The organism is Lentisphaera marina (assembly GCF_028745505.1).
Lineage (GTDB): Bacteria > Verrucomicrobiota > Lentisphaeria > Lentisphaerales > Lentisphaeraceae > Lentisphaera > Lentisphaera marina.
This window is the reverse complement of sequence record NZ_JAQZZL010000001.1, coordinates 1,684,886-1,709,064: the sequence shown is the minus strand read 5'-3', so window position 1 is coordinate 1,709,064 and position 24,179 is coordinate 1,684,886. Positions and strand designations below refer to the sequence as shown.

The window sequence follows — 24,179 nt, the reverse complement described above, 5'->3', positions numbered from 1 at the left end:
AGCTCCGTGCCAAATCATGTCTCCACTCCATATTTTTTACATCGATTTATTAAAGTTTGGTAATTTTTTAAGCCTAGAAGCTCAGATGCTTTAGACTTATTTCTACCCGTTTCTTTCAGGGCTAACTCAAGATAATACCTCTCCAGGTTCGCCACCTCATAATCTAGACTAAAATCATTGTCGATAAATGACTTAAGAAAATTATCACCGTCGAAATCTTTAGCTTTTATTTGGAGAATTGATTCTTCTATGTCCTTAGATTTAAGTGTATCTGAAGTGGACCAAATAACCGCTCTAAAAAGAGTATTCCACAATTCTCGAACATTTCCTGACCAGGAGTGCGACTGTATAATTTTTTTTGCAGAAACAGAAATTTTCTTATGTTTTATACTTCTTTCAGCTTTTGAAATACTCTCTAGAATAAAATCTGCTAGAGGTAAAATGTCCTCCGATCGCTCTCTCAATGGTGGTAGATAGAGTAAACCAACGGCTAGGCGGTGAAATAAATCCTCTCGAAAGTTCCCTATGGAAACTTCTTCGATTAGATTGCGATTTGTCGCTGCAATCACTCTAACGTTAATTTGCGTTTCGTACTCATTACCTAAACGCTGAAGTTTTTGATCTTGTAGAACTCTGAGAAGTTTAACTTGGGCATCTAGAGGCAACTCACCTAATTCATCGAGAAATATTGTTCCTTTGTCAGCTTGCTCCAAATAACCTTTGTGCGCTTTAACAGCTCCAGTGAAAGCTCCTTTCTCATAGCCGAAGAGCTGTCCTTCGACCATATCTTTGGGAAGCGCCCCACAGTTAACTGAAATCAAAGGGCCATTTCTACGTTTACTGGAAAAATGAATGGCTCTAGCAAACAACTCTTTACCTGTACCTGAATCTCCCTGTACAATCACAGGAATATCATGCTGTGCAATTTTACGTGCTCGTAATACGATAGATTTCATTTTTTCTGAGCGGTGAATTATATCTTTCCACTCAGGCTCTTCGGGGGGTAAGGCTTGGGCCATCAAAGAGAGGTTTTTATCCAACTTGTCCACAGAAGGCAAATAGTCCAAAGCAATATCAAAAGGAATGTCCACTTCCTCAACCCCCTGCTCTATAGATGAGCCGATTAACTTGGCCGGCCAATTGGTCTTAGCCATCAAGAGCCAGACTGAAGTCATTGCTGGAGTACCAGGGCTTAAATGGTATGTGAACTGCAATGAAGATGATAATTTACCCAACTCCTCTACCATTAATTTAGCTTGAAGAAAGATCTCTTCATAGTTCGTCGGACTGCTGAGTTTAACTTCTTTAACTTGGCATTTCACAGAAGCTTGCTCATGCAGCCATTTGCAATACGCTTCATTATCTTCCTTCTTGGAATTAGACAATAAAAATACTTTATCAAACTCCAATGACTTACAAGCTTGAGCTATAGGGCCTAGACCTGACCTTTCTTCTCCTTGTGAAGCTCGGATATCAGTCATGCCTAACCATGTAAGTAAAACCTTCATTTCACTCCCTCAGCCGCACCACCAGCTTTTACCCACTGATCCACTTCGTCTTTTTTGAACTTCCAGTGACGCCCAACCTTGTGCCCTGGCATAGACTTATCTTCAGAACCAAGCCAACGATAAACTGTCTCTGTTCTTACATCCAAGTATTTTGCAATTTCTTTGACTGATAACCAACGGTCTTCCAAGAGTCTACTCCCAAGTTGACATTCCATTTAGATCATAATAAATCATAACATGATATAAATTGAAAACATTGCAATGTTTGAGTTTAAACAAGGAGCTCTTCATCTTGAAGTTTGTTAATTTATCTAAGCACAATCCCCCTCTACAATGCTATCCACATCTTTTTAGTACAAAGTTGCTTAAAGTGAGTAATAGTTATTCTAAGTCATCAACCTTCTAAAAACACAAAGGAATCAGACCTTCTCCACTCCATAAAAATATTTTTATACGCTAAAAATTCATCAAGAACTATGACGCACTCATTAGGATGGAAAAATCTTGCTTAGGGTAATCAATAACAGTCATTATAAGTTCTGTATCAGATAGAGAGTTATACTTTTCATAAAGATCTGGGCGTAGTTCAACTTTATTATTTCTGAGTACCACCATTAACTCAAGGTCACTTTTGACTCCAAATTCATTTAGACGATCTAAGCGAGCCAAGGCGATAGAAATACATTCTCTCCTATGTTTAGTCATTTTATAATAACTAAAATCGGCGATTTCATTTGCTTCTCTACGAAGCAATTGTATTTGGACAATTCCAAATCTTGATTTTAATCTTATTTCTCCCCAATCTATCAAGCTACTAGTTCCCGATAACGTAAATACTTGTCTTTATCTTTAAGTCGAACTGAAGTAAATAAGTCAGCTCTTGACCAGCCTTCTTTCCATGTTATAAAAAAACCACCATCACAGAAACCGCTATCCATCCAATCCATTATTGATGGATTCACTACGACAATTCTCTCTTTAATTGCCTTGTACATGAGATAGGCAGAGACCCCCTGCTTTTTGGCATCTCTAATCAAAGAATTCTCAACACGCTTCCTAGCATTTTCCATTTTATTATAATCTAATGACATAACTCTACCTACTCCTATTCTATGTGTTACAAATGACTTACATACCTGACTCTACTTGATCCGTGTGAGCATATTTTGGCCGAAAAACCAAGCCAATTATTTAAGCCATGAAAACGACTCAAAATTGCACCTACGATTACAAAAACCTAATGTATAAGCATTTAAAAATCAAGCACTCATATAGCAAGATCGTAACGCTAAACAAAATAAACACCATGGTCTTCTTTTATATTGATTAGAAAATCATTTTCTTACATTTATAAAGCCAGCCCTCGACTAAAAACTTCTATAATTCTCAAGTTTTACAATTCACCCTTAATTGGGGGCACACTCTCAAAAGTTGCGCACAACATGAAAATGGGGGTGATATGGGGGACAGTACATCAATAATTCCATGATTTCGCATTTTGCATCAATTCGTCAAAAGCACTCTTATTTTACCTTATAAAACAAGTTCATAGAAAAGTTGAATTAAGCTCGAAAAAACGACTTGTATGAACTCAAGAAGGGAGTATATATACGCCTCAATAAAACGGAACGTAGCGCAGTCTGGTAGCGCACATGTCTGGGGGACATGGTGTCGCAGGTTCAAATCCTGTCGTTCCGACTTTGCAAATCAAGCACTTACAGAAATGTAAGTGCTTTTTTGTTTGCCCAGCAAAGCTGGAAAACCCGCTCGGTTGAAAGAGACTGAGGTCGCCCCGATCAAGGGGAAGTCAATCCGACTCGCAAGTGCGTCATGGGCAACTGTGAGGTGTGAAGGAAGCGATAGGAAGTAAGATGGCCGAAACGCAAGTGAACCTGCTTCGGCGTGTTAGGAGGGCGAGTCTGCAAAATAGGACGAAATCCCAATACTTGATCAGACCTAATACGTGATTGAGGTCGGTAAATCTTACAGGGAACTAGTGTATTAACTGGGGATATCCTGCCCATCTATAAGGTAAGGCAAAATCAAGAGGTGACTCAAGATTAGCTGAAGTGGTGTAGGGAGTCAGATGATTCCATAGTAGTGATTAAGTCTCGGCCTATGAAAGCTGGTAACAGTGCGGAGGATAAAACCGAGATGACTTGCCACTGAGTTGGCAGGAGTCAATGACAGCCAAAAGCGTGATTGATTGCGAAGGGATGAAGTATGTGTGAAATGATAAGAAAAGCACGTGTGATTAAGCAGGGAGGACACGAAGACATAGATATATGTGGTGTCTCAAGGATAGAAAGCAGTGAAATGCAATCTCGGCTTGAGCCCGTCCATGAGAGTAGTTTGAGAAGCCAAAAGTAAATTGCCTTGAGCTAGAAAGCTTTTGATCTCAAACGAAGTACCTCATTCATGCTTAAGAGTCGTGAAATAAGGATCAGCAGAAATGAAAGATACACGTGTTTACTACAGTTTGTACTCAAGGCTACTCTCAGAGTATGGCTTGATGCAGGCCTTTTCAAAAGTGAAGAAAGCTGATGGATCTGCTGGAATAGACAGTGAGTCAACGGCGGACTTTGCGAATGACTTGATGGAGCAAGTGCGTCTATTAGTTCACGAACTCAAGGATAAGACTTACCGTCCACTTCCTGTTCTGAGGGTAGAAATACCTAAAGACGATGGAGGTGTACGTAAGCTCGGAATCCCGGCAGTTCGCGACCGTGTGGTTCAACAGGCTTTGTTGAATATATTACAAGACATCTTTGAAGAGGACTTTCATCCGTCGAGTTATGGCTATCGGCCTAAGCGCAGTTGCCATCAAGCGATCACAAAAGCTCAACTCTTTATACGTAAGTATGAAAAGAAGCATGTTGTGGATATGGACCTGTCCAAGTGCTTTGATACACTTGATCATAAATTCATTATCAATTGTTTTCGCAAGCGAATACGAGATGGAAGCATTCTAAATTTAATAGAGTTATTTCTCAAAAGTGGAGTCATGAATAAAGAAGAATTCGAGTCGAGTGAACTTGGTAGTCCACAGGGTGGGGTTATTAGCCCTTTGATTGCCAATGTGTATCTCAATGAATTTGATCAGGAAATGATGAAGCGTGGACACCGAATAGTGCGCTACGCCGATGATATCTTGATTTTCTGCAATTCAAGAAGTGCTGCTGAGAATGCTCTTATCAAAGCAACAGAGATTCTGGAAGGAGATCTCAAGCTTAGCGTGAACAAGGAGAAAACTCATCTTGCTCATGCTAAAACGGGGGTCAAGTTTCTTGGAGTGGAGATCTTTAGTTCTTATACAAAAATACAGGACAAAAAGATCAAAGCCTTCAAAGAAAAAGTAAAGCGCATCACTAAACGGAATTCACCAGTGAATCTGCAAAGAGTCATTGATGAACTTCGCCCAAAGATGAGGGGCTTTGCCAACTACTTCCGAATCGCAAATTGTAAGACTCTCTTCAAGCAGTGGATGACTTGGATTCGCCGTAGGCTTCGCTCAAAACAGATGAAGCTTTGGAAGAAACCAGCAAAACTCCAGCGAGTAATAAGGCAAAGAGGCTATCAAGGTGAGTTTAAAGCCATCAAGATGAGCTCTTGGCGTAATGCGTGCTCACAGCATGCTCATTATTCTATGCCTAATAGTCTGTTTGATGAATTGAAATTATTCGATATGGGCAAAGTTGAAACAGGGATTTCTGTGCCTTTATGGCAATAAGCACTGCAGGAGCCGTATACGTGAACCGTACGTACGGTTCTGTGAGAGGGATAAGTCAGATCAATTCGATCTGACTTACTGTACTCGATTTACTCAAAAAAAGCTTGCAAAACTCTATGTCATCTTTGATGATCATAAGATTAACAAAATCGTTATAAACAAAATACACATTTGTCTTTTCAAAAGTGAAGAAGAGTTCAATATCCATCAAAGACTAAAATTCCAAATTTTATAGAAGGTAATCTGTGGTGAAAGTCAATGTTAAACCCTGGGCAATGGTGGAGATGGTGGAATTCGTTATTTAGAAACACAAAGATATTTAAATTTCAAAGCTTTACTTTAATTAATAAAAGCTCACAAATAAACTTAATACAGAGCATGACCAAGTTGAACCATTTTTGTACAAAAGTGCGTAACAGTCAAAGTAATAATTGAACAATTGAAAAAGGTTTTTGTTGGAACCAATAAAATCACGTCTCTAAACATTTTACCTGGAAGGTTCTTGAAAAAGTAATGGGGATATAGCTGTTTTAGATAATTAATGACCATACTTATCTTTCAGAAGCTCCATCATATGTAAGTTTTAACATCCCATAGGTTCGTAATGGCCATATTACTTAGTGGTAAAGTTGACATATAAGGTTCCGGTCCAAACTCTGGACATATATATTTTTTTCACTCCTCGGCTTTTATTCAGTTCTAAAATATGATCCCACCAATAGAAATGTCTGGCAATTTCACTCTCATTCCAGGGGCAACGAGGATCATTGATCCGAGGCCCCTGCTCGTGCCCGAATCTGGCATGAATGTAATCACAGCGTTCCATAGCGAGTTCCACGAGCTCCCGCTGATCGTGAAGCATAGATTCATGAACAAAACACCAATGAGAGAAATCGGCATTAAGGCGAAGCTATGCATGTCGTAGATAAAAGGGATAAGTCTTTTGGTATTTCATTCTGTTCTATACAAATAGCCATGGGTACCAGCGTCAGCTCTTTTCTGTGCATGAAATTACTTGATATATATAAAACGATTAGTTTTCAGTTTTATAATTTCAATTTCAAGCACTATGAAATTTTATTGAGTACCATGAGTGGGCTAATGTTTCTATTTACTTTTTATGGATTTATCATCTTTAAAAAAGTCTGAGTACTACTCTTTATGCAGTTGTTTTAAAAATCGCTGTCCTTCGCTAAATACAAAAAATAAATCGATTGGATTTGATTTTAATGAAAAACATTAGTATACTAATTGTAATACATGTGAAAATACAATCTAAGGTTGAGTATGAACAAAATTAAAATTGCCATTATCGGCCTCAATTTCGGCAAAAAAATTGTAGATCAATTAATGACTGATGAAAGCACGGCTGACTTTGAATTAGTTAAAGTCTGTGATTTAGATACAAATAATTTAAAACAAGTCGAAGAACAATATATTATTTCTGGGACCACCGATTTTAATGAGATTCTTAATGATCCCGAAATAGATGCAGTGGGACTTTTTACTGGACCAAGCGGACGTGCTGATTTTTTGAAAAAAATTATTTCCTCAGGCAAAGATGTAATGACCACAAAACCCTTTGAAGTGGATTGTGAAGCTGCTTTGGAAGTCTTGGAGAAAGCCCAAGAAATGGGAAGAATCATTCATTTAAATTCACCGGCTCCATGCCTTCCTCATGATTTAAATTTAATTAAAAAATGGCAAATAAAACATACTCTTGGAAGGGCTATCAGCTGTAATATGAGTGTGTGGTGTTCTTACCGTGAAGTCGCTGATGGTTCGTGGTACGACGATCCCTCGAAATGCCCTGTACCACCAATTTTCAGGCTGGGAATTTATCTCATCAATGACTTGGTGCAAATTTTTGGTGAAGCCGATAGTGTGAGTGTGACATCAAGTAAAATATTCACCAAAAGACCCACTGCAGACAACGCAAATTTGACTATCCTGTTCAAAAATGGTGCTATTGCCAATATTTTTGCTTCCTTCTGCATTAACGATGGTGATGCCTACAAAAATAGCATGTCTTTAAACTTCGAGAATGGCACTGTATACCGCAATGTTGGGATTAAACAAAGTCAGGGAATGGAGAATGCCGAACTGGGCTTAATTATGGGGGATTTTGATAAAGGACGAACCATAGTTGAAGAAGAATTCATCCCCGTGTGCAGTGGTCAATATCAATGGAAAAACTTTGCCAAAGCCATTCGCAAAGAAAAACTTACCGACGAAATAACACCTAAGGACATAGTTTCAGGACTCAAAATAATTGCAGCGATGTCTATTGCTGACCAAGGCAATGGTAGTGCTAAAATAAGCAATTCGGTTTGCATGCCATGATAAAGGTAGATGGCATAAACACAGCTTTTAAGGATAGCCTATCCATAAAAGCTGGTCAGTTAATTACCATACCCACAGGTAATCATTCGTGGTATGGTCATGGCTTTAACCATCAGCAAAGCTGGCCATTAAAAGAAATACAAAATGATTTTTTTGCGGTTAACAATATTCAATCACCCCTGTGGATGAATTCTAATGGAGAAGCTTTTTTAGCAGATACCTGCCAAGCTATTCAAGTCGATTTCCTTGCAGAACGTTCGCTCAATATATCCTGTAAAAAAAACTTCAGACTTCGTTATTTCAAAGCTCAAAACCTTTCTGAACTTTGGAAGAAGCTCGCCTCAATTCTCCATTGGCAAAAACCGAAAATAAAAGACGATATGTGGGGCGACTCACTATTTTGCACCTGGACTCAATACCCTCGGGCTATTAACCAGGAACGCATTATCAATATGGCCAGGGACATTCAAAAATACGATTACCCCTGCTCAACCATCATCATAGATGATCGCTGGGAATCCTGCTTTGGTGAACTCGAATTCGGCAATGATTTCCCCGACCCAAAATCAATGATCACACAATTACATGATATGGGTTTCAAAGTTTGGTTGTGGGTAACTCCATTTGTAAATTGCGAATCTAAATATTTCTCTGAATTGGAAAAAAGCCTCTCCCTCGTACCCCATAAAAATGGCAAGGAAGCCGCAAAATTTCGCTGGTGGGGCGGCAAGGCAGGCTTAGTCGATTTAACTCAATACTCGGGTAAAAGTTGGTACAAATCAAAACTAAATAAATTAAAAGATCTCGGTGTTGATGGCTTTAAAATAGATGGTGGTGACGCCAAGTATATGCCCTCAGATGAGATCACAAAATGGGATATGGATCCTTCTGTATACTCAGATTTATTACTGGAGATTTTTGAGGAAATTGTACCGGGAAATTGTGAATCTAGAGCTGCATGGATGAGTCAAAATCGCAATATTATTTGGCGCTTAGGAGGCAAGGACTCTCACTGGGGAGAAGATAATGGCCTTAAGGCACTGCTTAACTTAAGTCTCCACCTCTCCCTCTGTGGCTATGACGCTCTAATACCCGACATGATCCCGGGACGAGTACAAACCATGAATTCAGATGACCCACTGGTTAAAGATGAGCTCATGATTCGCTGGACCGAATTAAGCTGTTTTATGCCCTTTGTACAATTTAGTTATTTCCCGTGGAATTACTGTAAAGAAACAGAGAATACAATTAAGGGCTTCGCCAAGGTCCATAAAGCTCTTCAGAACTACATTGCTAATATGGCTAAAGATAATTCTGCACCACTTATCCAGCCTATGGAATTTGCCTTCCCAAATTCAGGTATGAAAAATATTTGTAATCAATACCTTTTGGGTCCCGACCTAATGATCTGCCCAGTTTTAGACCCAGGGATCAATCAGCGCAAGGTCATTATTCCCAACGACGAGTTCATTGATGCATGGAGTGGGCAAGAAATGAAAAAGGGAGAGTTCATTATAGATACGCCCTGCCCAGGTATTGGTCTGTTTGTAAGAAAACAAAACAAGCAACTATTTAATATTTTAAACTCTGTATTAAAAAATATAGCTCGCGCTTCCGTGGTCTTAGATACCTGCACTTCCAGCCATAAATGCGGCTTAAATCGCGACTTAAGTGTAACCGGCTAATTATTTATGATTTTTCATTTACTAGAAGTAATTAATACGAGATCTCACAAGTGGAAATAATATCTATAATATATAAATTAACATACAATAAGTATTTTAATTAAACAGGATAACGTATTATGCCCGGTTATAAAGAAGTTGCCCAAACAATGGAAGAAGAGATAAAAGCAGGTAAATATGAAGAGCGCCTCCCCACAATTGATGGATTGTGTGATATTTATAAAGTCTCTAGAGTTACCATGCAGCGCGCCATTGGCGTACTGAAAAAGCGTGAAGTCGTCAACACTTCACCAAAACGAGGCATTAGTGTAACTCGCCTCAAGCGTCCTCGCTCGCATGTTTTAGGCGCTGTCTTGCATACAAAATATGGCTCACCACTTCACGAACAATTAATTGAAGGCATGTATCACGAAGCCGAAAAATTCAATGAAGTTGTCGCTGTATCAGCAGGAACACTCGGTAATGTAAAAAAAGAAGTCACGCAAATCAAGCAACTCTTGGAGAAGCAAAAAGTCGACGGTTTCGTGATTTGGCCAAGTTGGAACGATGGCAAAGTATCTCCGGGCGTTCAATACCTGATTGATGAAGAGATCCCCTTTGTTGTTGTTCCAGATGACTTTAAACAGCAATATAGAAACTGTAATTTAGTGACTAATCGCAATGACACTGGTAGTTCTGAAGTCATGACTCACCTCTTAGGATCTTCATATAAAAACATCCTCTTTGTCACAAAAAGTACTGCTAATACTCCTAGTTTTACAGAAAAGCGTTATGAACAGTACAAAAAATCTTTGGGCTTAGCCAATCTAAAAAGCTACCCAATGATGAACTGCAAAGAATTAGCCAAAAAAAGAAAAGTTTTCGATGGTATTGATGCCGTCTTTTGCGATACCGATGAGTGCGCAATTGAACTTGTAAAAATATGCTTACAAAAGGGCGTGAGTATCCCTGGTGATATTGCCTTAGTGGGCTACGACAACACCAAAATTGCTCATAAGCTAGATATCACTAGCATCGAGCAACACTTTGGAAATCTCGGTCGTTTAGCCATCGATGTCTTACTTCGTGATATTAACGGAGAACTCAAAGAGAAAGAACACCATACAGTTCAGTCTGAACTCATTATAAGAAATAGTAGTAAACGGTAAAACATGAACCTTTTTTCGCTTCTAATTATGTTTGGAACCATCGTACAAGCTAATGATTTACGCTATTTTGCGGAACATGATAAACGCGAGATCAAAAATGAAATCATTGACTCAAAACATCAATTGCGCTTAATTTCCAGCTTGCCTGACAATTGGCAAGAATCTGATAAACGGCCCGCATTTGTCTTCATTCACGGCGGTGGTTGGGTCGCTGGAGAACCCGAGAATTTCATCCCCCAAATGCGTTACTTTGCATCTCGTGGTGCCGTATGCTTTAGTGTAAATTACCGTTTACTCAAGCCAAAAAATTACCGTTGGAATAAAAAACTAAGTGATGAAGAGAATAAAATTAATGAGCAGAAAAAGCTCCAAGAATTTGTTGCTGGTCCCTCATTAACTGAGCTAATTTCCGATTGTGAAAAGGCCATGATCACACTGTGCTTTAGCTTTCTGGCAGACGATTTTGTTTTATCAAAGCAAAAGAACTGTCCAGTATCTTCAATCATCATCCCGAAGCCTATAAGTCAATGGCTTAAAACAGGCATCAGATGTCCCCAAGTCATGCCATCTTCATAAAATTTAAAGTGTGGGAATTAAAATGAAATTGCACAAGCTCATCATCCTTCTTAGCTTATCATTCAATTCTATGGCTCTACAAAAGCCTAATATCCTGTGGATTGTCAGCGAAGATAATAGTGCCAACTGGTTAGGAGTTTACGGCAACAAAAATGCCACAACCCCCAATTTAGATAAACTTGCCGGCGAGGGCTTTACCTATACTCAATGTTATTCAAATGCGGCGGTATGTGCCCCTTCACGCTCTACATGGATTACAGGCATTCATGCGGTTGCTATGGGAACTCAGCCCATGCGTAGCCACTACCCTATCCCACACGATCAAATCAGCTATTTCCCCGATCACTTGAAAAAAAATGGCTATTACGTCTCCAATCACTTCAAAACAGATTACAATATTGGCGGACGCGACGATTTTGATTGCTGGGATAATGACAAAAATGATTCCCAAAAGATCTATGGGTGGAAGAAGGCTCCAAAAGGTAAAGCTTTCTTTTGCCAAATAAATATTCACGATTCCCACGAGAGCCAAGCCTTTGGCTTAATTGATCAAACCCGTCATGACCCCAAACAAATCACTCCCTTCAAATATCACCCAAATACTAAAGTCATGCGCCAGAACTATGCTCGTTATTTAGATAACATTGAGGACATGGATCGCCAGGTTGGAAACATCCTTAAAGAGCTTAAAAAGGATGGCCTGGAGAATAATACCATTGTAATCTATAGTTCTGATCACGGCGGTGTGATGTTCCGCAGCAAACGTTTTATCTATAATTCGGGAACTCACTGCCCGCTCATTTTGCGCATTCCGCCAAAATATAAAGAACTTTGGCCGACTCAAATGCCCGGGAGCGTTATTCACCGCCTGGTAAGTTTTGTGGATATGCCCAAAACCTGGCTCAGCATTAGTCAATCTGCGATTCCCGCAAATTTTCAGGGGCGTATATTTTTAGGCTCAGAAATTGAACCAGAAGCCTCATTTCACTTCTCCTTTCGCGAACGTGCTGATGAACGCATAGATAATGCTAGGATGATTAGAGATAAAGAATTTATTTACATCAAAAACTACCTGCCTTTTGTTCCCACCGGGCAGAACCTGATGTATCCCAATATTATGAAAGCGACTCAGGAATGGCGTGAACAACATCAACAAGGACTTACAGATAGCATTACAGGCCGTATCTTTGGCGCCAAAGATAGTGACGAGCTCTATGACTCCAACAAGGATTACGACAATATTAATAACCTTGCCAAGGACGAACCTTATAGTCAAAAACTTAAAGAGCTCAAGCAAGCCATGCGTGAGTATCAGCTAGAAATCTTTGATTCAGGCTTACTTCCCGAAAGTGAACGTTTGCGTTTAGCGCAAAAATATAAAATGACGATTTATGAACTCATCCGTAAACCGGAGCTTTATAATTTGCCCGCACTGCTAGATGCTGCCGATTTTGCGATCAGCGCAAAAAACTCAGATCAAGTACAGCTCTGTAATATGTTAAACTCCCAAGATCTAGGGATTCGCTATTGGGCGGCTACGGCTTTCTGCCGTTTAAACAACTTAAGTAAGCCATCCATAAGCAAACTTAAACACTGCCTTTCCGACGAGTCTCACGAGGTGCGCATTTTTGCGGATTACGCGCTCATAAAAAATGGCCATAGCGAAGAAGCCTATCCATGCTTGCGAACCCTCTTTGATCAGAAAAGTTATGCTCGTCTTACTCTACTCAACGCCATAGACTGGCTCAAAATTGGCAAGCAATTTATTGATGAACTCAAAGCAAAGGATACAGACTGTCATTATGAACAAGACATGCGCTCACTCATTTTCAAAAACAACGGACTTCCCTATGATTCCAACTGGGCACAAAATAAATACCAGCGTCTCGAAGCCGAAGCAATATCTAAAAGAGATTCAAGACCCTAAGCTACCATGGCGCGCCTATTAATCCGGCGAGGAGTCACTATTAATCCGGCGACAATATAGAGTAAAAAAGTATTAGCTAATAATGCTGTAAGCATGAATATATTATGAATGCTGTAAGCATGGATTAGGGCTTTGATCCGTTTCTTAAGAACTCAGTTATTCAAGTAAATCTCATTCATTGCCAAAGTAATAGCTAATGACGGAGACAAATAAGTCATTTGACTTTTCTGGACTATAGAATACATAAATATTTCGGGCTACTACTGGAATCTTTTTTGCTGTAGATAAAAAAATAAGTCATTTGACTTTTTTTACTTATAGAATACTATATAGAATACATTAATGTTTCGGGCTACTACTGGAATCTTTTTTGCTGTAGATAAAAAAATAATAAATTAGACTGGAGACTCATGAAACTCATCACCACCATATCTATGCTAAGCCTGATGCTGTCTTCACTTACTTCCTGTTCGGCGGCGCAGGATATCCCACCCGTACAAGGCTTCCCCGATGGGGAATCGGTATTAAATAAAAGGTCTGTGCCCCACCTCCAGCCTGAGCCACAGTTGGTTTATAAGAATAAGGGTTATCAAATAGATGTCTTGAGTAAGGTGCCAAAGGTAGGCATACACCCACGTGTGTTAATGAGCCCTGAAGACGTTCCTCGCATTCGTGAAAATATCGAAAAGAATGCTTTCAGTAAAATATTTTGGGAGCAATACATTCTGCCAATGGTTATGGACACCAAGAAGGGTGAGATGAAACCTATCTCCAAGGCACGCATTGATGCCGCCGCTCTCTACGCCTTGGTTAAAGATGATGCCGAATACGGTAAAATGGTGGCGGCAGAATTGCTTAAACACGCCCACAAGGTCAGTGAGCTTTTTAAAGAAAACGATGCCACCAAACCCTACTGGGATAACTGGTGGATAAGCGGAACCCGAGACAAGGTGAGCAAGGTCGCCCAAGCCTATGACTTTGCTTACAATTTTATGACTGATAAACAAAGGAATGCCGTGCGCGCGGTGATCGCCCAGGCTACCGCTGGTCGTTATAATCATGGCATGGAACTGCCTCGTTCGTGGCGCACCTGGAACTGGCCACAGTTTTCACAGAAAATGGTCAACGATGTGTTGGCTATCGAAGGTGAAGAAGGTTACGACCCACGTATTTTAGAGGTCTGCCGCGAGGCTGTTACGGATTTCCAGACTTATAAGATTGGCCCCAAAGGATGGGACTTTGAGTCCACTGGCTACAACGGCCTGGCCTATGGCGGAGGCGGTGTACAATCATTACACGCCATCGCACGTCGAACCTCCCCAAGTCTCCTTACCTACCCTCACTTGCAGGCCAAAATCGCGGCACTTGTCGCCCAGCAAGCCACACCCACCGGCACCTGGTATGGTCGCGGTGATTCCGCAGGTGGCCCACCACAACAGGAGTTCACACATTTGATGCGCGCGGCTTATCCCAATGATCAGCGTTGGCAGATTCAATGGGTCAATTCATTCGGTGTGAAATTATTATCAGAAGGCAAAATTAATAAGAAATCCTACCATCTTCTACGCAACAGCCTTGGTTTACCAATGTTGCTTTTTGCTGTTGATCAAAATATTGATCCCGATGCACTCTGGAATAAAAACAACGGACCACTGACATTCGAATCGCCCACCCGTGGTTACATGGCCACCCGCTCGGGTTGGGATGCCAAAAACGACATTCATCTCACCTATGCATCTTATACTAAAATGCGTGATACGGGTCATGACGGTCCCGACGCTGGAACCTTCTCTCTTGCAGGACAAGGTGAAAACTGGACCCGCATAGGTGATAAATATCACAAAGAATCAGCCTGGCGAAATTATATTGCCATTAATGGCGGCGGCATGAAGTACGGAACAGCCCCCGGCCTATGGCTACCCACGGTTGATAAAAAAATGGCCACCAGCGCCCGTAGCGATCAGAGTTACGCCTTTTCTTGGAGGATACAGAATGGCCGTTACAACGTTCTCTATTCACCGATGTTCGAGGAAGACCCCTATAACTATCTCAACACCTGGGCCCGCAACAACGCGCGCAGATTGCGCGGCTCTGAGCCCGATGCCACGCCCTTTTCGCGGGAGTTCTGGAGTATGGCCAGCACCAACTACGGCCTGTGGAACGGTGAAGATCGCCACCCCACCCGTCGTATTGAAAACCTACCCGTTGAGCGCGCTTTTCGCAGCGTGACCATGGTGCGAGGTGATCATCCCTATGTTCTCACCGTCGATGACATTCAAGTTGATGATCAGAAGCAACTCTACACCTGGTTGATGACTTTGACCGGACAGAACGAGGTTGTCTCTAAGACCAAAGACCTGCATAAGGACTTCCCGCAGATCATTCTGCGTCGCGCATCCAAGGATGGAGCCAAATTACAGAAGGGTGAGCCTCTTATATTAGTCCGAGTGCTGCAGCGTAATTTTGCCGGCTTCCCAACTATCCGCCTCGATATCGATCAAGGTGAGGGCGGAAACAACCAACGCATCGTTGTCCCAAGTATGAGTGTAGCTCCAGATTTTAAGGTCCTGCTCTATCCGCATCGCCATGGTGATCCCTTGCCTATCACCAAATGGAACGCTACTAAGACCAGTCTAAGTGTCGATATAGCTGGTCAGTCTGATCGTATTGATTTTGCATCTGCGTATGTTGACCGCCGACCTATGGGTGGTCATGGTGAAGAAACCTATTATACGATTACTCGCGATGACTCTACCATAATAACCGTTGGCGGTCCCCCGTCCCTGCCCCGCCCCATAAGCCCGGCGAAAGATTTTATCGACAGCATGGAGGTGGCCTTCGAATCTCCTAACCATGGCCAGCTTATTCATTACACCACTGACGGTAGCGAGCCAAGTTCAAAATCACCTGTTTACAGCGGCCCCATCACCATAGATCGCAGCACCGAGGTGCGCGCGATCACCGTTGCCCCCGAGTGGGCCTTCGGCGATGCTAATAGCGCTAATTATCGGGAACTGGTAAACACCGGTTTCATCGAGAACACAGCGCCAACCTACAAACAGAAGCTTAGCAAAATAGATCCTAAGGCTTCGACTCCGCTGAGCATCCGCTATACCAAGGTGCCAGCCGCAGCTCCCGTTGCTACAGCAGATACCGTTTCTTCTGGTATTGAACTGGCCCTCTATGAATTGCCAATCACCATGTGGCGCGGTTCAAAAATAGATCTCAAATCACCCCTGATGCCGGAGGATCTTGATAAGTTGGTACCCATTTACCGTAGCTACCAGCAGAATTTGACCTTACCACGTATCCCCCAAACCGTCGAGCAGTCTAAGATGTATCAGGGCCTCTACGTGATCAGTGCTTATGTGAATGCACCGGTGGCAGGTACCTATGATTTTCGCATGTTATCCTGTGGCCCAACTAAACTCACGGTTGCAGGCAAGGTTCTAGTCGATATCCCTGGCCCATACCATACCCGCCTAACCGAACGAGAAGGTAGAGTTATTCTTAAAGCGGGTTTGCACCGCTTCGAGGCTATCGCTGCCGACCCAATCTTCTTCACCAGCGCAACTGTTCCAGTGGTAGATTTCGATCTCAAGATGAAGGCGCCAGGTAAAGTTGATTTTGTCAGCCTAGATGAGACTCATCTTTTCCGGGACAAGGACCTAGCCTTCAATATAAGCAGTAATTATGTCGAATTGGGTCAGCCACTTGTTATCGAAAACCAAGGGGATGGAGAGATTCAGGTAAGCCTCGATGGCGGCAAGAGCTATCAGACCTACTTAAAGCCCCTAGTCTTTGATGAGACCATTAATGTCGACCTGAAGGTGCGTCGTGGTGCCAATGGCCCCGTTATCGACAAGCCCCTGCATGTGATTGCCAAACTCAAGGCCTTAGAATTCCTGCCAGTACTCAAGGCCGGCATGATTCGGCGTAGCTATCTTCACAATGTTCCGATGGCACTTGGTTTCAGTTCATCCAACCAGGGCAAACAGATCATTAGCTACCCCACCGATTCGACTGTCGATAATTTCGCCATGCTCAAACAAACCAAGCCTCAAGAGGTGCTGGCGGTTAGCGAGATGATCAACGACAAGGTTGGCGGCATCGTACGTACCTACACCGGTATGTGGCGTGCACCTGAAAACGGTGTCTATGAATTCTCCATGAACTATGAGGGTTGTAGTAAACTCGAAATCGGCGGCCTGCATGTGGCCAGTAACAATAACAAAAATGGTCGCACCGAGGGTAAGGTCATGCTAGAACAAGGTTGGCATGAACTGACGGTAATGTTTGTTGCCGCCAAGCCTCAATTGTTCGTTAAGGCTCCACGGGCCACAAAACCCACTCAGCTTCAGGTAAATGATTTTTTCTATGATACCCAACTTGAGCAGAAACCATTTACGGCCGATGTCACCGGTAAGCCAGCATCATTTGCCATGGGGGCTTGGTTAGTATCTGATAAACAGACTAAAGTCGACACCCGCTTGACCAGTGAAATATTCGGAGCCAAAGCATTAGTTGGTGAACGTCCAGGAGCCCATCAGTTCTCAGGTGATAAGAGTATGATATTAGTGCGCGATGCAAAACCAACGAGCAAGAGTTGCACCATAAGTATGTGGATCAAACCCAACGAGCTCAAAGGCATGCAGTGGTTATGGAACCGCCAGAACGTTGGTTGGGTCTATACCCAACGCGGTGGCATTGCCCTCAATCTCAAGAACGACCAGCTTGGTGTACACTATCACGGCCAAAACCGTCAACCAATAACCGTGGGCAAGATTAAGGCAGAGATTTGGCAACACCTAGCTATGACTATTGACGCCAAACCCGGCAATAAGACTCAGGTCGAGGTCTGGCTTGATGGCCAGCGCATTTACAGCGATCTTTACGGCAAGGGCCTCGATATTCCTGTCACCTACATGGAATTTTTTGGCCAGGTTAACCGGGAAAAAACCGAAACCCTAACCACGGGTGGACTAAATTTTGAAGGGCTTAAAGACCTGTTGGGTAATTGCTATAGCGGCGCTGCCGCCGATGTGCGCTACTTCGACACTGCCCTGCCCGATACAGCTATCAAGGTTCTAGCTGGTAAATAGAGAAATAGAATACTGATCAACTATAAAAATGAAAATTTAGGTACAACACCTACAAAGGAGAAACATGAAATTTATTCCCTCTAGCCTATCCATACTTACTTTTATGGCTTTGAACTGTTCAACATTTGCCCAGGCAGAAACAGCCCCGGTAAAACCTATTCTCCACTGGGGCTTTGATTCACCCTTTGAGTTTGGTTCAAAAGAATACGATTCATCGGGCAATAATCATGACGGTGAAGTCGTTTGGGAAAGGATAGGTAGTACGGGTGGTATGCAATGGGCACCCGGTAGAGGTGTGTTTGGCGGTGCGGCCAACATGAAAGAAGGTGTACGTGGTTACATACGAACCCAAGGAAAACTATCACTTCCAACTCAATGGTCTTTCTCCTTATGGATTAAGCCAAATGCAAGCAAGGGCCGTATTGATAAGCTTTTACAATTCACCTCAGACGATAAAAGTGTACTTGATGTGAGTGGCCACAATAAAGGAGGATTTTCTCTCTCCCACCTAGTTGGGGATACAACCCACCTATATCCCTTTGTCTTTCCCACAATGAAAAAAGACCAATGGAATAACGTAGTGGTGGTATGGGGGGCTAAGGAAATAAGCTGTTATTACCAGGGTGAATCCAAAACTCTACCCTTAAAATCAACCTGGAATCCAGCGGTACAATTATCCATGATTTTTTCTGGTGGACCTCATCACCACCGATCTTTCGGCTTATTTGATGAGTTACGAATATACGGCAGCGCGCTTTCTTCTGAGAAGGTCAAAGAATTAAGCCAACTAAGCTACTATGCTACTGAGAAGCGAAGTCCCATCGCCGATGGTGGGATGGGGTATACAGCATGGCTAAAAAATGGTAAGGCGCGCTTTACCATGGCCGGTGGGGAAATGTACACAGATCAAGAAAAAGGCTCAACTGCAGGAAAGACAGCTTACCTCTGGGAGGTCGTGAAAAAGCCGGCGGGAGCAAAACCTAGCTTTGCTAATGCGAGTGATCCTCTAACAAGCTTTTCCACCAATAAGGCGGGGGCTTACAAGTTACGCTTAAAGACATCCAATAATTCAGGAAGCGACACCGCCCTGGTGAATGCCGTGGTCTTTACCCCAGACAAGGGGCCGAAAACGACAAAGCTCTACGAGATGCCCGCCGATCGTTTTGACGGGCTTGTGATTGGCTCCCACTCTGAACGAATCGCAAAAATAGCGGGGAAGTCCATTGACCCCATAGCCTACTGGAATTTTGATGCCATGCCTGAGGCAAGTTCTGTCACCATGTCCGAAGCCGCATCCATTGTTCCCGAAGGCAAGCTAGGCAATGGGTTGGCCATCAGGCCAGATAAACACAAAAGCGGGGTTATTGACTTTGGATCCTTCAAAGCCCTCGCGGATGAATTTACCATCTCTTTTTGGGCGACCTCCGAAAGAGATAGTCGTAGGGCGTCTTTCTTTCAAGCGAAGGGTGAGAATGGCAAGCCTTATTGGGCCATGGACAATAGCCATAATACTTCTAAGATCGCCAATCGCAGTACCTTGATGTTTGGGAGCCTTCGCTATCCCATACAGCTGGAAGGTAACTGGAATCATATTGTGATTAGTTATGGTCCAACCGGTCAGATGCGAAAGCTCTGGGTTAATGGTTGGCTGGCGGGCACCAAAGCCTATGAGCCTCTATCGAATGAAGCGACTGGGGTTCCCCAACTTATTTTTAATATTCCGGGAGATAACTACGCCTTCGAGGGCATTATCGATGAAGTAGCCCTTTATGATAAGATGCTTAATAATGAAGAGGTGCTCCAGATTTATAAGAACGGCGTTCCTTCCTTAACCATGCGCGTGCCGGAGGATCCTTACAGCACCCGTGCCTACCCCAACTCATTTGTAAAAAAATGGTTCCCAGAGCCAACCCCTCAATATCAATTGCAGGGCTTTGCAGAAGAGCGCTTTAACGGCGAAGACCTACCCGCCTATACCCATCCACGACTTAATATGACCCTCGAGGACCTCCCTCGAATTAGACAGGCCCTTAGTAAAACCCGGCATGGCAACAACAATCGTTCATTTATGTATATATATGCCCGCACTATGTTTGGTCATGAGCTTGAGAACTATAGTCCAAATTCCACATCAAGTGATAAACCGCCAGCGGGTCAAAATCCCTTCCAATTAAAAAATGGAAGCTACCCCCAGCACGATGTTGATTGGGCTGCAACGGCCCGTATTGCCTTGGCCTTAGAGGCCCTATTAACGGCCGATACAGACATGGCCCGTATTCTAATTGACGGGATGTTGGAGTCGGCTACGTTGCAACAACAGCATTTCGATTGGTATATTTCGCGCAAGATTAGTAGTTGGCAAGAAACACAGGGTATTCTCGGGCGGCGCATGACCCCGATTCTCTATGACTACCTCTACAATTTCATGACAACTGAAGAACGGGCGATTATTCGCAAGGTGTTGGCAACCGCTACCGCTGGCTCCTATTCCATAGGCATGTTTACCATGCCTGCCGGGCAATGTAATAGCTCAAATTGGCAACCATGGATTACCGGGGACATGGTGATTACACTTCAATCTATCTACGGGGAGAATGGTTTTGATCCCTCCACCTATAAAGAGGCGGTGCGGGCGGTTGAACTCTGCGCAGAGGTGATGAATGACCCCGAGTCGGGTGTTCATCGCGAAGGTATGGGTAAGAGTAACATAGCCTCTACACAAATGTCGGTCATATCTATGATGCAGCCCAAGGGAAAGAAAATAATCTCCAGTAAGGCAATGTACAATAATATAGCCAAGTTCCGTTTCCACAATACCCTGCCCTGGGATCCAGGTACGGTGATGTATGACCAGAAAAATGGCGGTAATCATCCCTTGCCTATCGCAGCGATAAATGTATTACATTATGCCTATCCGGATGATCCTATTCTCAATTTTATGAAGCACGTCATTGATTCGGGTCCTAAGAAATATATTTCATTGCGGCCGAGAACTTTTTCTCAAGAATCATGGATGATATCTGCGATCTATACCCAAGATTGGAAAGGACCTGCAGATCTGCAGGATCATCTGAAACAAGTAGTGAAAGAAACCGGCGAGCCCCTGGGATATTTTAGTGATGCCCGAGGTCATATGGTCAGTCGTTCGAGTTGGGGAGCCGATGCGCTACAGCTCTACTACGTAGCACGGGTGGTCACCGCGGGACACCAGGCGCCCATTCGGGGTTATTTTCAGGTGAACGGCCTGGGACGGCAATGGCTTACCTTTCGTAGCCGTGCAAATCACCACAGTCGGGCCAACTCTTTAGTAACCGTAGATGGTGAAGGACAGGATAACTCTGCTGTACGTACACTTCACTATAGTGGGGTAGCCAAAGACAAGAATGCTACCTTTGATAGTATGGGTAGTGACCTCACCGCGGCGTATCGTCAGGCAAATAACCCCTGGCCCAACCTTAACTACACGCGATTGAAACCAGATGCACGCCCCTGGTTTAATATGCCCTTTAAGTATCTCGTTAATTGGTATTTTGGCGATCGCCCCCAGCACCAAATTCTCGAACCCAATGAAGTTCCCTTTGACCCAAAGAACTACAGTGGGAAAAAAGAATTTGATTATGCTTACCGCACTGCCAAATTTGCGCGAGGGAAACATCCCTACATCCTTATTCTTGATGATGTCAAAAAGGATGATAAGCAGCGGGAATATGTCTGGAATGGTGCGCTCCCTGATGACTTCAAACAGAATTTGGGAGATCACACGATCACGGCTAATACCGCCATTCTGGTGGACCCCAAAGATCCAAGCCAACGTCTCTTCGTTCATATGTTTGGCAATGAGGGAGAGGGTTCCTTTGTTATAGAGCATTCGCTACCGACACAAGATGTTGATCGTGCGAAGATGGATCTTAATACTAAGAAGATGCCCTATAATCTTAAGTTTAAGAATGCCGCCAAGACCGCGAAATTCAGAACCCTCATCTACGCCCACAAGCAAGGGGATGAACTACCGAAGATAACTGGTGGCAATGGTCGTTACACCATTACTATTGGAGACCAGGTTGATGAATTGCGTCTGGGTAATTCACCAGGAGATAGAAGTGAGCTTAGTCGAAAATAAAATACCATCATAAGTTTTTATCCTTGCAGCCTTATTGGTGGTTATTGCTATCATCTCTATTCTCGCAACCATGCTTTTGCCTAGCCTTAAAAAAGCCAAGGCTGAGCAGGTCGGGAGTATGAGTAATCATAAGCAGCTTGGTCTTGCAGTGGCCATGTATGGAAATGATTTGCGGGGGTATCTCCCGTGGTATAAAGCAGGTGATGCTAATAATGCGAGAGCTCATGCTATGTACTTCACCCTCCCCATCTATGTGAATGGAGGGGGTGCGGATGAAACCAATTCCGACAGGGAATATAAAATGGCTATAGCTTTTTACTGATTCAAAAAAAGTATCATAGTTATGGCGTAGTGCCAAGTGTGGATTTTGAAGATATGTGGATTGCATTTGACTTATTGATTTTATAGAATACATTTTATCATACATAGAGGAGTTTTATCAAAATGAACTATTTTTTGCTTTTACTTATTCCATTCAGCCTAATTTGTCACCTTTCCAGAGGAAATGCTTTCTCCAGTGAATCAGGTTTACCAATACAAAGTTGAACTCTCGGTCGTTTGGCCATAGAATTATTACTTCGTGACATTAACGGAGAACTTGAAGAGAAAGAATACCATAAAGTTCAATCTGAACTCATTATAAGAAACAGTAGTAAAAGGTAAAGCATGAAAATAATTTCACTTCTAATTATGTTTGGAACAGTATTACAAGCTAATGATTTACGCTATTTTGCGGAACATGATAAACGCGAAATTAAAAGTGAAATCATTGATTCACAACATCAATTACGCTTAATTTCCAGCTTGCCTGACAATTGGCAAGAATCTGACAAACGGTCCGCATTTGTATTTATTCATGGTGGTGGTTGGGTAGCGGGAGAACCAGAAAATTTCATCCCCCACATGCGCTATTTTTCATCTAGGGGTGCAGTCTGTTTCAGCATCAATTACCGCTTGCTAAAGACAAAAAATTACCGTTGGAATAAAAAATTAAGTGATGACGAAAATAAAATTAATGAGCAGAAAAAGCTCCAAGAATATATTGCTGGTCCCTCATTAACTGAGCTGATTTCCGATTGTGAAAAAGCTATGCTTCATATTCGCAAAAACGCCAGTTCTTATGGAATTGACCCCAAAGGTCTCATTGTCATTGGCGATTCGGCCGGAGGTCACCTAGCTTCATGTATGGCTACAATTGTCAAAGCAGAAGCTCGAGCCAATGCACTTGTTGATTGCAATGGCATTACTGACTTAACTTATGAACCCTGGATCAGTAATGTAAAACCCTGTAATGATCCGATTAGCAAGGCTAAACAAGCTTCTCCCGTCTTCAACATCCCGACGCAGCCCATACCCGCTCTCATTCTTCACGGCGACCAAGACTTTATTGTTGTTGAAAAAATGGCAAGAGAATTCCATAATGCCTTGTATAGCAAAGGATATTCGTCAGAATTCAAACTCTATAAAGGAGCTCGTCACGCCTTTATCGTGTACAACTATAGTGCAACTTTAGAAGAAACTACTCAATGCCTTTTAGATATTGATGCATTTGCGGTAAAACACAAATTTTTAAAGGGTCCTGCGACTATAAAGATGCCAAATTATTCTAACTCTGATAAAAGAATTATTTTAGAATCAAAACAAGTCAAAGCAGGACAGGAGTTTACACAAGTGGCTGACTTTCCTGGGCAATTTACCTTAAGCCTAAAAATTAAACCCGAAAAGAAATTTAATGGTAGTCTCTTGCAACTCGCAGGTAGCTTTGGGCTTAATCACAACGTACATAATAATGGGCACGACTTATCCAGCTGCCGATTCCGTCAAAGAAACAATGATTTTAAGCTCATTGCAAAGCAATGGAATGACTACCAATTAGCCGTTTTTAAAGATAAAGTTGTCATTACTTTGAACGGCCAAACACTAGAATATGAAAAAAATCTTCCCCTAGGATTCATTTCAAACACACTGATTATTGGCAAAGGCTTAAAAGCCGAGATCAAAGATCTGAAATTCTATAATTCCCCCTTCTAATCAATCTGA

14 protein-coding genes and 1 tRNA gene are annotated in these 24,179 nt (G+C 42.6%); 11 read left to right on the top strand and 4 right to left on the bottom strand.

From position 1 onward, the window contains the following. Positions 1-14 precede the first annotated feature (14 nt). The 4 genes from PQO01_RS07005 to PQO01_RS06990 all read right to left on the bottom strand — a co-directional run bounded on the left by PQO01_RS07005 (position 15) and on the right by PQO01_RS06990 (position 2,599). A complete protein-coding gene (locus PQO01_RS07005; RefSeq protein ID WP_274313314.1) occupies positions 15-1,508 on the bottom strand; it encodes a sigma-54 interaction domain-containing protein in 1,494 nt (497 codons plus the stop codon). Beyond that, the gene (locus PQO01_RS07000) at positions 1,505-1,723 is read right to left on the bottom strand and encodes a helix-turn-helix domain-containing protein (RefSeq protein WP_274313313.1); all 219 of its coding nucleotides are present in this window, start codon (positions 1,721-1,723) and stop codon (positions 1,505-1,507) included. The genes PQO01_RS07005 and PQO01_RS07000 overlap by 4 nt, the downstream gene beginning before the upstream one ends. 259 nt (positions 1,724-1,982) lie before the next feature. Then, positions 1,983-2,318, bottom strand: coding sequence for a hypothetical protein (locus tag PQO01_RS06995; RefSeq protein WP_274313312.1), 336 nt, complete (start codon positions 2,316-2,318; stop codon positions 1,983-1,985). Then, positions 2,315-2,599 (bottom strand): hypothetical protein, encoded by a 285-nt coding sequence (locus PQO01_RS06990; RefSeq protein WP_274313311.1) that lies wholly within the window; start codon positions 2,597-2,599, stop codon positions 2,315-2,317. The genes PQO01_RS06995 and PQO01_RS06990 overlap by 4 nt, the downstream gene beginning before the upstream one ends. A 533-nt stretch (positions 2,600-3,132) precedes the next feature. On the opposite strand from PQO01_RS06990, the gene PQO01_RS06985 reads away from it, so the two are divergent. The 11 genes from PQO01_RS06985 (at position 3,133) to PQO01_RS06935 (ending at position 24,170) form a co-directional block, all read left to right on the top strand. Continuing rightward, positions 3,133-3,206, top strand: a tRNA-Pro gene (locus tag PQO01_RS06985). A gap of 754 nt (positions 3,207-3,960) precedes the next feature. Beyond that, positions 3,961-5,238 carry a group II intron reverse transcriptase/maturase gene (gene ltrA, locus PQO01_RS06980; protein ID WP_274313310.1) on the top strand — a complete coding sequence of 426 codons (1,278 nt, stop codon included), beginning with the start codon at positions 3,961-3,963 and terminating at the stop codon, positions 5,236-5,238. Positions 5,239-6,525: 1,287 nt separating this feature from the next. Beyond that, a complete protein-coding gene (locus PQO01_RS06975) occupies positions 6,526-7,581 on the top strand; it encodes a Gfo/Idh/MocA family protein (protein ID WP_274313309.1) in 1,056 nt (351 codons plus the stop codon). Continuing rightward, the gene (locus PQO01_RS06970; RefSeq protein ID WP_274313308.1) at positions 7,578-9,266 is read left to right on the top strand and encodes a glycoside hydrolase family 31 protein; all 1,689 of its coding nucleotides are present in this window, start codon (positions 7,578-7,580) and stop codon (positions 9,264-9,266) included. The genes PQO01_RS06975 and PQO01_RS06970 overlap by 4 nt, the downstream gene beginning before the upstream one ends. A gap of 119 nt (positions 9,267-9,385) precedes the next feature. Further along, positions 9,386-10,414 carry a substrate-binding domain-containing protein gene (locus PQO01_RS06965; RefSeq protein WP_274313307.1) on the top strand — a complete coding sequence of 343 codons (1,029 nt, stop codon included), beginning with the start codon at positions 9,386-9,388 and terminating at the stop codon, positions 10,412-10,414. A 3-nt stretch (positions 10,415-10,417) separates the two neighbouring features. After that, positions 10,418-10,990, top strand: coding sequence for an alpha/beta hydrolase (locus tag PQO01_RS06960; protein ID WP_274313306.1), 573 nt, complete (start codon positions 10,418-10,420; stop codon positions 10,988-10,990). 22 nt (positions 10,991-11,012) lie between these two features. Continuing rightward, positions 11,013-12,917 carry a sulfatase-like hydrolase/transferase gene (locus PQO01_RS06955; protein ID WP_274313305.1) on the top strand — a complete coding sequence of 635 codons (1,905 nt, stop codon included), beginning with the start codon at positions 11,013-11,015 and terminating at the stop codon, positions 12,915-12,917. Positions 12,918-13,327: 410 nt separating this feature from the next. Then, positions 13,328-18,019 (top strand): chitobiase/beta-hexosaminidase C-terminal domain-containing protein, encoded by a 4,692-nt coding sequence (locus PQO01_RS06950; protein WP_274313304.1) that lies wholly within the window; start codon positions 13,328-13,330, stop codon positions 18,017-18,019. A gap of 64 nt (positions 18,020-18,083) precedes the next feature. Beyond that, positions 18,084-22,139: a LamG domain-containing protein gene (locus PQO01_RS06945; protein WP_274313303.1), complete on the top strand. Its 4,056-nt coding sequence runs from the start codon at positions 18,084-18,086 to the stop codon at positions 22,137-22,139. A gap of 34 nt (positions 22,140-22,173) precedes the next feature. After that, entirely contained in the window at positions 22,174-22,461 is a 288-nt protein-coding gene (locus PQO01_RS06940; protein WP_274313302.1) for a type II secretion system protein, read from the top strand. Between the two features lie 344 nt (positions 22,462-22,805). Then, positions 22,806-24,170 carry an alpha/beta hydrolase gene (locus PQO01_RS06935; protein WP_274313301.1) on the top strand — a complete coding sequence of 455 codons (1,365 nt, stop codon included), beginning with the start codon at positions 22,806-22,808 and terminating at the stop codon, positions 24,168-24,170. The last annotated feature ends 9 nt before the right edge of the window (positions 24,171-24,179 follow it).